This is a genomic window from Crossiella sp. NPDC003009 (assembly GCF_053591555.1).
The window spans coordinates 50,052-63,091 of record NZ_JBSFUA010000035.1 but is presented as its reverse complement, the minus strand read 5'-3'; the positions used below and the strand labels follow the sequence as shown (position 1 = coordinate 63,091).

At 72.0% G+C, this 13,040-nt stretch carries 9 protein-coding genes; 5 read left to right on the top strand and 4 right to left on the bottom strand.

Annotated features, from left to right (window positions below; all coding sequences use genetic code 11):
- Positions 1-8: 8 nt before the first annotated feature.
- The 3 genes from ACWDY5_RS29390 to ACWDY5_RS29380 are packed head-to-tail and all read right to left on the bottom strand — an operon-like array spanning position 9 to position 3,923.
- Positions 9-1,205, bottom strand: coding sequence for an acyl-CoA dehydrogenase family protein (locus ACWDY5_RS29390; RefSeq protein WP_449725392.1), 1,197 nt, complete (start codon positions 1,203-1,205; stop codon positions 9-11).
- Positions 1,189-2,451: a type III PLP-dependent enzyme gene (locus tag ACWDY5_RS29385; protein ID WP_449725391.1), complete on the bottom strand. Its 1,263-nt coding sequence runs from the start codon at positions 2,449-2,451 to the stop codon at positions 1,189-1,191. The genes ACWDY5_RS29390 and ACWDY5_RS29385 overlap by 17 nt, the downstream gene beginning before the upstream one ends.
- On the bottom strand, positions 2,448-3,923 hold the full coding sequence (locus ACWDY5_RS29380; protein WP_449725390.1) for a class I adenylate-forming enzyme family protein: 1,476 nt from the start codon (positions 3,921-3,923) through the stop codon (positions 2,448-2,450). Before ACWDY5_RS29380 ends, ACWDY5_RS29385 begins: the two co-directional genes overlap by 4 nt.
- Before the next feature lie 333 nt (positions 3,924-4,256).
- Between ACWDY5_RS29380 and ACWDY5_RS29375 the strand changes: the two genes are divergently transcribed.
- The 5 genes from ACWDY5_RS29375 to ACWDY5_RS29355 all read left to right on the top strand — a co-directional run bounded on the left by ACWDY5_RS29375 (position 4,257) and on the right by ACWDY5_RS29355 (position 11,975).
- Complete coding sequence (locus ACWDY5_RS29375; protein ID WP_449725389.1) at positions 4,257-8,054, top strand: AMP-binding protein; 3,798 nt, start codon at positions 4,257-4,259, stop codon at positions 8,052-8,054.
- A complete protein-coding gene (locus ACWDY5_RS29370) occupies positions 8,051-8,818 on the top strand; it encodes an SDR family NAD(P)-dependent oxidoreductase (protein ID WP_449725388.1) in 768 nt (255 codons plus the stop codon). Before ACWDY5_RS29375 ends, ACWDY5_RS29370 begins: the two co-directional genes overlap by 4 nt.
- Before the next feature lie 228 nt (positions 8,819-9,046).
- A complete protein-coding gene (locus ACWDY5_RS29365) occupies positions 9,047-10,195 on the top strand; it encodes a hypothetical protein (protein ID WP_449725387.1) in 1,149 nt (382 codons plus the stop codon).
- Positions 10,196-10,223: 28 nt separating this feature from the next.
- Entirely contained in the window at positions 10,224-11,330 is a 1,107-nt protein-coding gene (locus tag ACWDY5_RS29360) for a nucleotidyltransferase domain-containing protein (protein WP_449725386.1), read from the top strand.
- A 15-nt stretch (positions 11,331-11,345) separates the two neighbouring features.
- Positions 11,346-11,975, top strand: a complete 630-nt coding sequence (locus ACWDY5_RS29355) for a histidine phosphatase family protein (RefSeq protein WP_449725385.1) — start codon at positions 11,346-11,348, stop codon at positions 11,973-11,975.
- A gap of 30 nt (positions 11,976-12,005) precedes the next feature.
- Here ACWDY5_RS29355 and ACWDY5_RS29350 read toward each other — a convergent pair whose 3' ends face one another.
- Positions 12,006-13,031 (bottom strand): hypothetical protein, encoded by a 1,026-nt coding sequence (locus tag ACWDY5_RS29350; protein ID WP_449725384.1) that lies wholly within the window; start codon positions 13,029-13,031, stop codon positions 12,006-12,008.
- Positions 13,032-13,040: the final 9 nt, after the last annotated feature.

Below are 13,040 nucleotides of genomic sequence, written 5' to 3'. Positions count from 1 at the left end.
TCCTTCCATCAGTTGGCGCCGGCCAGAGTCACGGCGGGGTCGAGCACACTCAGCGCGCCGTTCGCGGTGAGCAGCCGGGTGTCGGAGTAGGTCAGGCTGGCCGCGGTCAGGTCGCGCAGCAGCCGCTCCAACGGCACGGGGGAGTCACGCCGGTAGCCGGTGTCCAGCCCGGCGAGCTGGATCATCGCGGTGGCCGCGGCCAGGCATTCCTCCGCGGCCAGCACCTTGAGCGTGTTCAGGTGGATCTGGGTGGCGGGGGAGCCCAGCGAGCTGCCCTCGGCCCGGTGCCGCTCGACCTCGGCGCGCACCGTGTGCAGGTAGGCGCTGACCGCCTCCAGCTTGGCCCGCACCCGCGCGACCCGGACCGCGGTCAGCGAGTCCCGGAGGTCGATCTTGCTGGTGGGCCGCCGCAGGTGCGCCAGCAGCGCGGACCAGACCTTCCTGGTCGCGCCGAGCCAGGAGGCGGACCAGCTCAGGTGCGCGATCGGCCCCATGCACTCCACTGCGATCTCGCGGAACTTGCCGCGGCCGCCGATCAGCCGCTCGTCGGTGACCTGGCCGGTCAGCGTCAGCTCGAGGTTCTCCACCCCGCGCATGCCGAGGGTGTCCCAGGCCCCGCGCACCTCGATGTCCAGGTCGGCGCGGTCCAGGTAGACCATGCTGACCTCCTGCGCGGCCGCCTCGGGCGAGGCGAGCATCTTGATCAGGAAGCCGTCGGCGTGCGCGGCGCCGGTGACGATCGGCGCGCGCCTGGTCAGCCGGTAGTGGCCCTGCTCGGCGTGCAGCGGGCTCTCGCTGGTGAGCAGGTGCCCGCCGACGGTGGACTCGGTGGTCACCGAGCCGAGGTAGACCTCGCCGGCGGCGATCCGGGGCAGCAGCCGCTCGCGCAGCTCCGGCTGGGCGTGCCGGACCAGCACGTCCACCTGCTGGCAGTGCATGGTCCAGATCAGCGAGGTGGACAGGCAGGCGCCGCCCAGCTCACCGGCCACCTCGACCAGGTCGGTGAGGCCACCGCCGAGGCCGCCGTGCTCGACCGGCACGAGCAGGCCCATCAGGCCGCTGGCGCGCAGCGCGGCCAGCGCCTCGACCGGGAACCGGCCGTCGCTGTCCACCTCGGCGGCGTGCTCGGCGGCCACGGCCACCACGTTGGCAAGGTCGTGGCCGCTGCGTTCTCCGGTGGGCAAGGACTTAGTTCGGGTCACCACTCATCGCTCCTGCTCGGTCTTGTGCGGCATGGACTTCGGTGCGCACGGTCGCGATCGCGCTCGCCGAGCGGACGGTCCCGCCGTCCAGCACGACCTCCACCGGCGCCGGGTGGCTGAGGAAGCCGAGCAGGCTCGCGCTGAGCCCGTAGGCGCCCGCGTTGCGGATCGCGATCAGGTCCCCGGCGCGCACCTCGGGGAGTTCGAGGTTCCTGGACAGCACGTCGGCCGGGGTGCACAGCGGGCCGACCAGGTCCACCGGAACCTTGGGGCTGGATTCCGCACGCGAAGTCAGGGTCTCGGCCACCGCCCTGGTGGGCAGCATCCGGCCGATGCCGGAGAGCCCGCCGAGGTGGTTGATGCCGCCGTCGAGCACCACGAAGGTGCGCTCGCCGTTGGCCTTCACATCGGTCACCGCGCACACGTAGGTGCCGCAGGAGCCGACCAGGTAGCGGCCGGACTCGAAGGAGATCCGAGGCCGCTGCGCACGCCAGCCGGGCAGCTCGGCGTCCAGCAGGGACTCCAGCTCGCCGCGCAGCACCCGGTAGTCGACCGGGTCGCCCGGCCGCAGGTAGGGCGTGGCGAACCCGCCGCCCAGGTCCACCTCGGCCAGCTCGAAGCCTGCCTCGGCGACCTGCCGGGCAGCCCGCGCGCTGATCGCGAAGGTCTCCAGCAGCGCGGCCGGATCGTCCACTCCGGACACCGGGAACAGGTGCAACCCGTTCACCACGGCGGAATCGGTGCCACGGAAGGCATCCGGCTCGGCCAGCAGCTGGTCCAGCTCGATGCCGAACTGGGAGACCCCGCCCATCCGCAGCTTCCCGCCCGCGCCGCGGCCCGCGTTCACCCGCAGCAGGCAGGACACCTGGACCTGGCTCTGCCCGGCGATCTCGTCGAGCAGGCGCAGCTGGGCGGCGGACTCCACGGAGAACCGGCGGACGCCGAGGCTGAGCGCGTGCCGCAGCTCGGCGGGCGTCTTGCCGGGTCCGGTGTGCAGGATGTTCGCTGCGGCCACCCCGGCCAGCACCGCGGTGTCCAGCTCGCCGGTGGAGGAGACCTCCGCGTGGCAGCCGAGCTCGGCCAGCTGCCGCACCAGCTCCGGGTGCGGGTTGGCCTTGAGCGAGTAGTGCAGGGTGCTGGGCCGGGGCAGCGCGGCGGAGAGCTTCGCGTGCGCGGCCCGCACCTGGGCTAGGTCGTAGAGGTAGGCGGGGGTGCCGTAGCGCTGGGCGAGCGCGGCCGGGTCGCTCATGCCGACTCCTCGCTCGCCTTGGCCAGCAGCTGCTTGCGGTCGAGCTTGCCGTTGGCCGTGGTGGGCAGGCTGGGCAGCACCTGGCAGCGGGCGGGCACCTTGGCCGGTTCCAGCCGCAGCCGCAGCTCGCGCAGCACCTCGGCCGGTTCGATCTCGCCCTCCACCCACAGCAGCGGCCCTGCCTTGCCCGGCGGGCGGACCAGCGCCGCGGCGCGCACGCCCGGGATGTCCGCGGCGGCGGCCTCGATCTCGCTGCCGCTGACCCGGACGCCGGAGTTCTTGAACACGTCGTCCAGCCGTCCGCCGATCACCAGCTCGCCCTGCTCGTCCAGGTGGCCGTGGTCGCCGGTGAACAGCACCCGCCGCCCGGTGGCCACGCAGGTGGCGAACCGCTCCCGGGTGGGCTCGGGCGCGCGCCAGTAGCCGTCGGCCACGTGCGGGCCGAGCACCACGATCTGCCCGGTCTGGTTGCGGGGCAACGGATTCCCGTGCTCGTCCAGGATGGCGACCTGGGTGCCGGGCAGCGGCGGGCCGACCGAGTCGGTGGGCAGGTCCACCGCGGTCGGCGGCCGGATGGAGACGCGCTTGCACTCGGTCAGGCCGTACATCGGGGCCAGCTCGGCGTTGGGGAAGGCCGTGCGCAGGCCGACCTGGTCGGCGCGGGTCAGCGCCTCGCCGGTGTTGGTGATCAGCCGCAGCGTGTTCACCTGCGTGCCCCTGCGGGCCAGGGCCACCGCCATCCGGCCGAGGGTGGGCACCACCGGCAGCACGGTGGCGCCGGCGTCGCGCATCATCGGCAGCAGCTCGGCGTTGGTGGCGTGGTCGGCCAGCACCAGGTGTGCGCCCGCGTTGGCGCACAACAGGATCTGGTACAGGCCGTAGTCGAAGGCCAGCGGCAGCCTGCCGAAGACCACGTCGTCGGCGCGGTAGCGCAGCTGTTCGGCCACCGCGGCCAGCGCGGTGTTGACCTGCCGGTGGCTGCACACCACGGCCTTGGGCTGGCTGGAGCTGCCGGAGGTGTAGAGCAGGAACGCCGGGGCGGCCGGGATCGTCTCGTCGGTCTCGGCGCGGGCGGGGGTGTGCGCCGCCTCGCCCCAGGCCTGGTTGATGCCGACGACCTTGGCCCCGGCCCCGGCGAGGTCGGGGATCTCGGCGTCGAAGGCCAGCACCAGCGCCGGGTCGGCGTCGGCGATCAGCGGCAGCAGCTGGTAGGGCCGGGTCTGCACGTGCACCGGGACCAGCGTGACGCCGAGCCGGAGCGCGCCGTGCAGCAGCGCGAGGAAGTCCACCGAGGACTCGGCGCGAGCCACCACCCGGTCGCCGGGGCGCAGGCCGCGCTCCCACAGCCAGCCGCTGAACCGCCTGCTCAGCTCGGCCAGCGCGGCGTAGTCGAGGGCACACCGGTGGTCGGTCGCGGCGGGGGCGCCGGGCGCGCGCCGGGCCGCGGCTGCCAGGGCCAGGTGCACCGGCACGGACAGCACCGGGACGCGGCTCGGGTCGCCGACGACCAAGTGTTCCGGCCATCGGCTCGTGTCAATCGACGTGCTGGTCGCGCATTCAGTCATCAGCGATGGTCCGTTCTTTTTCACGCCGCGCGTGCCGCTGTAGAGGATGCATTCCAATCGGCTCCGGCGAGAACCTACTGCCGCTGTTTGACCGCGTCCAGTGCGGGCAGGCGCGCTTGACTGTTCTTCCTCGATCTGATTGCTTATTCGGCATTAAGGGTTTGTTCGAGGAGGAACCCGAACGGTATTGACAGACGCTCCGGTGTTCGCCCGCGTCGAAATACAACCACGGAGTGTGACATGGCTGAGGGTGCGCGGGGGCAGGTGTGCGCGGGGATCGTCACCGCGGATTCACACCGGTCGCTGCCCGAGGTGGAAAGCGCCGCACTCGGCCTCGCCGCCCGGCTCAGCGCGGCCGGTCTCACCCGTGGCGACCGGGTCCTGCTCAGCGCGGACAACTCGGCCGACTTCCCGGTGGCGCTGTTCGCCCTGCTGCACCTGGACGCCTCGGTAGTGCTGCTGGATCCCCGACACCACCAGGCAGAACGCGCGCGGGCGGCCGGTATGGCCAGGGCCCGCTTCGCGCTGCACGACTCGGCTGATGACTTCCTGCCCCCTGGCAGCGCGCGGGGCACCACCTGCCTGCGCATCCGTGAGCTGACCGCGGCCGGGAACGTTTCCGGTGGACTTTCCTTCGCGAACTGGTATAGGCGCGGCGACGGTCTTGTCTGCTGGTCTTCCGGTCCGAGTGGCGAACCGAGGGGAATCGTTCGCTCCGGCGAGTCGATCCGGCGCAATATCGAGGCCACCCGGCGGCGGATGGGATACCGGCGCGAGGACGTGCTGCTGCCGCTGCTGCCTTTTTCGCAACAGTACGGACTTTCGCTGGTGCTGCTCTGGTGGGCGGTCGGCTGCTCGCTCAAAGTGACCCCGCTGAACCGCGTCGACCGCGGCCTGACCGGCGAAGTCAAGGCCACCGTGGTGGACGCCACCCCGGCCACTTACCACAGTTTGCTCAATGTGCTCGAACGCCGGGAAGAACTGCGCGCCGGTATTGCCGCGGTGCGAATGTGGTGTGTCGGCGGCGCGCCGCTGGCGCCCTCGGTGGCGCAGCGGTTCCGGCGGCTGCTGGGCGCGCCGCTGCTGGACGGCTACGGCAGCACCGAGGCCGGCAACATCGCGCTGTCCTGCGTGGACAACCCGGTCGGCTGCGGGCGGCCGCTGGAGGGCGTGCGGGTGGAGATCCGCGCGGGCGAGCGCGAGGCCGAGGCTGGGCAGACCGGCGAGATCTGCGTGCGCACCACCGGCCTGATGGCGGGCTACCTCGCCGAGGACGGCACGGTAGCGCCGTTCGGGCAGGAGGTCTACCGCACCGGCGACCTGGGCTTCCGGGACGGCGAGGGCAACCTGCACGTGCTCGGCAGGCGCGCCGCGGTGCACCGCCTCGGCCACACCCTGTACCCGGAGGCGCTGGCCCGCAAGGCGCGGCGGTGCGGGCGGCCGGTGTCGGTGGTGCCGGTCGAGGACGAACGCCGGGGCTGTCAGCTGGTGTTCCTGGTCGCCGACCGCGGCGGGCACGAGGCCAGGTACTGGCGGGCGCGGATCGAACCGCACCTGGCTCCGTACGAGCAACCCAACCAGCTGCTGGTGGTGGACCGGCTGCCCGAGCACGGCGCGCTCGACCCGCGCCAGGGCACCCGGCTGGTGCGCGAGCTGCTCGCCGCGAGCCCCGCACGCCCGGCCGCGGTGCCGCTGCCCGAGCGGGCCGAGGCGCTGCGCGCGGTGCTCTGGCACCTGCACCGGCACCGGGCGCGCTTCCGCCAGCTGCTCACCGAGCAGTTGCCGCCCCACGCCGCCGAGGCCGAGTTGGACCTGTTCCGCTCGGCGCTGGAGGGCGCGGTCGAGGAGGTCGAGCGGCACCGGCCGGCCCGGGCCGGGCGGCTCGCGGTGTTCCTGCCGCCCACCGGCGTGCTGGCCGCCTACGCCCGGGACCTGCTGGTGCCCGCGCTCTACGCCGAGCGGATCACCGCGCACCCGCCGGCCAGGGTGGCGGGTCAGCTCCGGCGGATCCACGAGCTGCTCGCGCCGGTGCACGGCCTGCCGATCACGCTGTCCGAACTGTCCACTGTGGACTCCGAACACCTCGCCCGCCTGCCACACATTCTCAGCCAGTCCCGAGGAGGGCTTGTGTCTGTCACCGTCGTTCGATCTGGACCGCTGAACTGGGCTCAGCAATGGCATTGGCTCGAACAGCAACTCGATCCCGAGGAGCGGTTCCTGTCCATGTCGCTGACCATGAAGCGCGCCTGCCCGGTGCCGGAAGGGCTGGCCCTGGGTGACGTCGAGGCCGCGCTGGCCACCCTGGTCGACCGGCACGAGGCGCTGCGAACCCGTTACTCCACAACGGAACCCGTGCAGTCGGTGTGCGCGGCCGAAGCACCCGTGATCGTCGTGCACGAGCTGCCGGACGGGGAGGTCGAGCCGGAGGCCGCGATCGAGCTGGCCGTCGATCTCATCGGCGACGAGTTCGACCTGGACCGGGAATGGCCCTACCGCGCGGTGGTGTTCACCCGCGAGGGGCGGCCGGTGGTGCTGGTGGCCTTCGTGCACCACATCTCGGTGGACGCCCGCGGCGCCGACATCGTGGCCGAGGAGCTCGGCGAGCTGCTGGCGGCCACCGCGCAACAGCGGCCAGCCGAGCTCGGCGAGCCGCGCTGGCACCCGCTGGACCAGGCGGCGATGGAGGCCACCGAGGAGTACCAGGCCATCGCGCAGCGGGCCCGCGCGCACTGGGCGAAGCCGGAGGCGGCCGCCTCGGCGAACCTGCTCGCGCCCTACTGCGGCGACCTGCCGCAGCTGCGCACCCACTACGTCATCCACCGCTCGCGCTCGCTGCTGGCGGAGCTGCAGAAGGTCTGCGCGGAGTACGAGCTGAGCCCGTTCACGGTGGTCACCGCCGCGTTCGCGGTGCTGGTGGCGCAGCGCTCCGGCAGCGAGCGGATCGCCATCGAGACCGTGATCTCCAACCGGTTCGACGAGGCGCAGGCGGCCAGCGTGGGCTGCTACGCGCTGATGGGCCAGATCATCGTGGACACCTCCGGCGGCCCCGACCTGCGCACGCTGCTGCGCCGCACCTGGTCGGCGGGCCTGCGGGCGTTCCGGTACGGGCACTTCGAGCCCGCCGTGCTGCTGGAGGTCGAGGCCCGCGAGGTGGCCCGGCGCGGTCTGCGGCCCAACGCGGCGCTGCACCTGAACTACCGGCCGCACAACTCCGCGGAGGTCACCGAGGACCCCTCGGCGTTCCCGCCGGACGAGGTGGTGGCCGAGACCTGGGACGGGCTGTGCGACACGCTCTACGTGCACGTCAACCCGGCCGATGACGTGATGGAGGTGGGCTTGCGCGCCGGGGACCACCTGCTGAGCCTGGCGGAGTCCAAGGAGCTGCTCGCCGGGCTCGAAGGGGTGCTCAAGGAACGGGACGCCCTCGGCGCTCGCCTGACCGGCACTGCCACCGCGACCCTGAACCCGGGCTGGGCCAAGGTCGGCCAGGACTGGGTGAGCCTGGAGCTGACCAAGGAGACCCTGGAGTCCTGCCCCGGCGTCACCCAGGCCGAGGTCCTGGTCGAACCCGGCGCGGACGGTGACCGGCTGCTGGCGCACGTGGTCACCGAGGACCCCGACCTCGGACCGCCCGAGCTGCGCGACTTCCTGCTGGAGCAGCTCTACCTGAACCCGTTGATCATGGCCCCCGGCTGGTACCGCTGCTACGCGCAGGCGCCAGCGGAGGGAGCGGACTGGGCGGACCACACCGTTGTGCGCCAAGGAGACGGGCGGCACGGCGACGGCACCGCGCAGACCCCGGCCGAGGAGGCGCTGGCCGAGGCACTGGCCGCCACCTACCCGGAAGCGCGGATCGACCTCGCGGACTGCTACGCCGGTGCGGGCGGCCGGTTCCTGGACATCCCCGCCGTGCTGGGGCGGCTGGCCAAGAACGGCTACACCGGGATCTCCGCGGCCGACCTGATGTCGCCGCTGTCCTTGCGGCACATCGCCTTCCGGCTGGGCCAGGACACCGGCCCGGTGGAGGAGCGGTCGTGACCGAGTACCGCACCGCGCTGGTCACCGGGGCCTCCAGCGGGATCGGGCAGGCCTACGCGCGGGTGCTCGCCGCGCGGGGCTGCGACCTGGTCATCGTCGCCCGCCGGGCCGAACGCCTTGAGCTGCTGGCCACCGAGCTGCGCGAGCAGTACCAGGTGACCGTGGAGACCATGCCCGCCGACCTCACCGACGACGGCGACCTGCGCCAGATCGAGAAGCGCCTGGCCGACACCAACCGGCCGGTCGACCTGCTGATCAACAACGCCGGCATCCCCGGCGGGGACACCGTGCTGGGGGAGGGGGCGCCCGCGGGCGAGGAGGACGTGGTCGCCACCAACGCGGTCGCGCCGCTGCGCCTGATCAACGCCGCCCTGCCCGGCATGATCGAGCGCAAGGGCGGCGGCATCGTCAACGTCGCCTCCCTGGCCGGACTGCTGCCGGGCTTCCCGCCCAGCGTGACCTACGGCGCGAGCAAGGCGTTCCTGCTCTCCTTCAGCGAGGGCCTCGCCGTGCGGGCCCGGCCGCTCGGAGTGCGGATCACCGCGGTGTGCCCCGGCTACGTGCACACCGAGATGACCGAGGGGGTCGACGACGTGCCGGAGTTCTTCTGGACCCCCAGCGAGAAGATCGTCGCCGACAGCCTGCGCGGGCTGCGCCGCAACCGCCCGCTGGTGGTGCCCAGCAAGCGGTACGGGGCGCTGGCCGCGATGATCCGGATCATGCCAAGGGGCCTGGCCCGGCTGTTGTCGGCGCACGCGGCCTGAGCTGACGGATCGATATGATGCGAACTCACCGATCCGGAAAGCCGGACCACTCGGCTATACCGGGATTCGCGCGGCCCGGCCCGCGTTCGACCGTGGAAGTTCCGCGGTCGAACACGGTGCGGGTTAGGCTTCCCGCCGGTGAGAACAAGTGCGCCGGGTCGCACATTTCTGATTTCTCGTGTATGTGGGCCGCGAAACCCACACAGAACCCACAATAGGAGCGCTTCGGTGGATGTCAGGCAGCTCACCACGAATTTCCCGGCCGGTGCCACCACCCGGCGCCTGGACGTGTGGGGCCATGTGCTTGCGGTGGCCACGAACCGGCCGGAGGCGGCCGACCTGCTGGCCGACACGTTCTACCCGGCCGGGATGTTCCAGGTCCGCGAGGCCCCAGCAGGCCCGGCGGCGGAGCTGACCATCGTCGACCACGCCCGCCCGCAGGCCGAGGTGGACGAGCTGATCCGCTCGGTCTCAGCCACCGGCCGGGAGAGCGACTACGAGCTGACCAGGAACTACCGGCTGCCCCGGTTCGACACCGCCGAGGGCACCCTGTTCGTGCTGCGCGATGTCAACCACACCGAGTCCGCCGCGCTGCTGCGCACCGAAGGCCGGGTGACCATCGTGCGGCCGGAGACCCCGCTGGGACACCGGTGGCTGACCCGCATCGTGCGCGACCTGGCCACCCGCTTCGCCAAGGCCAGCGGCTCCCTGGTGCTGCACTCCTCGGCCTTCACCCACGACGGCGGCGCCTACCTGGTGATCGGCGACTCCGGCGCGGGCAAGTCCACCACCGCGATCGCGCTGGCCCGGCTGCTCTCGCCGGCCGGCTGGATGGGCAACGACCGGATGCACCTGGACCGCGAGGGCGCGCAGTACCGGGCCACCGCCTGCCCGCTGCCGCTGGCGATCAACAAGGGCTCGCTGGACGTCATGGGCGTCACCGACTTCCAGGGCTGGACGCTGCACGCCGGGTTCCCGGCGGCCGGGTCGGACTGGGACCGGTTCATGGGCGAGGACAAGCTCAAGATGAGCACCAGGGAGGTCGAGCGCTACCTGGAGGTGCCGATCGTGCCCGAGGCCCCGCTGGCCGGGGTGCTCTTCCCCAGGGTCGACCCCAGCGCGCCGTACGCCTTCGGCGAGGCCGGCCTGGAGCATGCCGCGGACGTGCTCAGCCGCAACTGCTTCTCCGTGGACGACAACCTGCAGGGCGAGGACTGGCTCGGGGTCACCGGCGCCGACCCGGTCGCGCCGCCGACGCTGGAGGCGTTCCTGGCCGACATCGCGAAGCTGCCGCTGCTGCGCTCCTCGGTGGGCAACGCCGCCGACGTGACCAGGTTGGCCGCGGACTTCCGTCGTGCCGCGACCGCGCAACGCTGAAGTGCCGAAGTCAAGTGAGGTGGTAGGGGTGCACTCTTTCCGGAAGCACGTCTCGGTCGTGCCTGGCATGGACGAGTTCGACGAACAGGCCATCAGCGAGAAGATCCACCTGGTGGACAGCGACATCCTGGTGCTGGGCGGGTCCCTGGTGGACGGCTCCGGCACGCCGTCCTCGGACTTCGACTTCTGCGTGATCGCGCGCGAGGCCGACGGCCGGTTCCACCGCGACACCTTCCCCAAGGAGGCGCACATGCGCTTCTACACCAGCGGGGACCGGGTCAAGGCCAGCTTCGACTACCTGCCGGAGAGCCTGCTCGGGGTGGACGTCGAGTACTGGACCGTGGCGCAGATCGAGCACATGCTCGACTCGCACGACAAGCTCTACGACCACATGGTCAACCGGGCGCGCAAGTCCTCCAGCTTCGCCGCCGCCTCGGTGGACTTCCGGCTGATGTCCCGGCTCAGCTACGGGGTGGCGCTGCAGAACGCCGAGGAGTTCGAGCGGATCCGGGCCGGTATCCACCGCGACCAGCTCGCCTTCACCGCCTACCGCACCGCGATCGGCAGCTACCCGGACTTCCGCGACCTGGCCGGCATGTGGGCCCAGCAGGACTACGAGACCGCGCTGGTCGCCGCGCGCAAGCTCGGCGTGGACACCTTCCGCGGCCTGACCCACGCCTACGGCAACACCAACCGCAACCCGAAGTACCTGAGCCGCTTCCTGACCAGGCTGCCGGACTCGCTCTCGGCGCTGTCCCAGCGGTTCCGCCACCTCAACGCCTACGGCATCGGCGATCCCGCGGACGCGCCGGAGGCCATCCTGACCTGGCTGGACCTCATCGACGCCGCCTACGCCGAGATCCGCCTCCGGCGCGAGCAGGTCGCCGACTTCCCCAGCCGCGCGCGCTTCCTGGAGCTGCTCAGGGGCGAGCTGCACGAGACGATGAGCTGGAACGCCGAGATCGACAACGAGTACTGTTTCCGCGCCCGCGAGGCCGAGGACGGCCTGCCCCCGCTGCGCGAGCTGCTCACCGTGATGGAGCGGCGGGGCTCGACCGAACACCACCTGCCGCTGCGCGAGTGGGCCAGCGGCCAGTCCGCGCCCGCGGGCGAGAACAACAAGTCGAACACCTGAGAACGGAGATCTTCAGTGCGCACCGTCTACGTGGTCGCCCATCCCGAGGCCACCCACCACGTGCAGGACCTGGTGGGTGGCTGGCACGACTCGGAGCTGACCGAGAAGGGCAGGGCGGCGGCCGCGGCGATCGCGGAGTCGCTGCGGGCCCAGATCCCCGAGGACGCCGAGGTGGAGCTGTACACCTCCGACCTCAAGCGCACCGCGCAGACCGCGCAGGCGATCGGCGCGCGGTTCGGCCTGGAACCGGTGCAGGACAAGCGGTTGCGGGAGAAGTCCTACGGCGAGGCCGAGGGCAGGCCGGACCCCTGGCTGCGGGAGCGGTTCGTGCCGCCACCGGCGGAGGGGGAGCGGATGTTCCACGACGAGAACATCCCGGGCGCGGAGACCAAGGGCGACATGGCGGTGCGGATCTATGAGGTCATGGACGAGATCCTGGCCCGCCCGGCCGAGCACCAGATCATCGTCACCCACGGCGGCGCGCTGACCTTCGTGGTGGCCAACTGGATCAAGTTCCCGCTGGAGTCGGCCGGTTACGCCAACTTCAACGGGCCCTCCGGCAGCATCACCGTGCTGCGCCAGGACGACTACTTCCACAACCGCCAGGTGCGGGTGCTGGGCGACACCGCCCACCTCGCGGGCTGAACAGCGCGGGCGAGGCGGGCGGTGCGGGGTTCAGAGCTTGCCGGCGAGCTCTTCCCCGAGCCGGTCCGCCTGCCTGCGCACATCGGCGAAGTCGTAGCGGAACCGGAAGGACGGCAGCGAGTTCACCGCGGCCAGGGTGCGCTCGGCGCTGCCGGGGGCCGGCTGGTGGCCGAAGATGTTGAGGTGCTTGTTGGGCAGGTCCAGCAGCCGGTTCGCCAGCAGCTCCGCGCTCTCGGCCTGGGCCATCGGCCGGAACTCCGCCTCCGCCGGGTCGTCGGCCAGGCTCAGGTGCACCAGCGCGTCGACCTTCATGTGCTGCCCGATCTTGGAGCCGAGCAGGTCGGCGTACTCCCAGGGGTAGAGCAGCGCGGTGCCGTGCGGTTCGACGCCGGACTCCCGCAGGCTGAGCAGGGTCTGGTTGGCCGGGTGGGTCAGCTCGGACTGGATGGCCACCGAGCGCTCCCGGCCGAAGAGCAGGTCCATGCTGTCCAGTCGCACCGAGATCGAGCGCGGCCAGCCCACCCCGGTCACCTCGCCGTGCTCGGCCACCAGGCTCACGTCGTCGTTGCACACCATCACGCCCGCGCCGTTGAGCACGCTGGCCATGATCAGCGAGGTCTTGCCTGCCCGGCTGGAGCCGACCAGGGCCACGCCGATCCCGTTGAGCTGCACCAGTCCGGCGTGCAGCAGCAGCACGCCGGCCCGGCTGGCCGCGGAGCGGTGCACCGCCCTGGTCGCCCGCAACAGGGACTGCACCACCCACGCCTCGCTCACCGGCGCGAGGTGGAACAGCTGCTTGGCCTGGTGGTCGACCGCGTACTCCACGGCCACCTCGCCCTGCGCGGTCACCGACTCCGGCACCGCCTCCGCCGAGGGCTCCTGACCGGCGATCATCTGCCACTCGCCGGGCGCGGCCTCGCCCTGCTCGATGACCAGGTAGGGCGCGGCCAGGCGGTGCAGCTGCTCGGCAACGGGGGCCGGACACGTCAGTCCGGTGCGCGCGAAACGTGAGCGGACGGTGTACCGACCAATCGCACCGGTCAATTCCGCGGTCACGTGCGACCA

Bases quoted from the DNA above. Each gene is read 5' to 3' on its own strand.
- ACWDY5_RS29385 (WP_449725391.1), bottom strand. From the start codon at position 2,451: ATGAGCGACCCGGCCGCGCTCGCCCAGCGCTACGGCACCCCCGCCTAC.
- ACWDY5_RS29375 (WP_449725389.1), top strand. From the start codon at position 4,257: ATGGCTGAGGGTGCGCGGGGGCAGGTGTGCGCGGGGATCGTCACCGCG.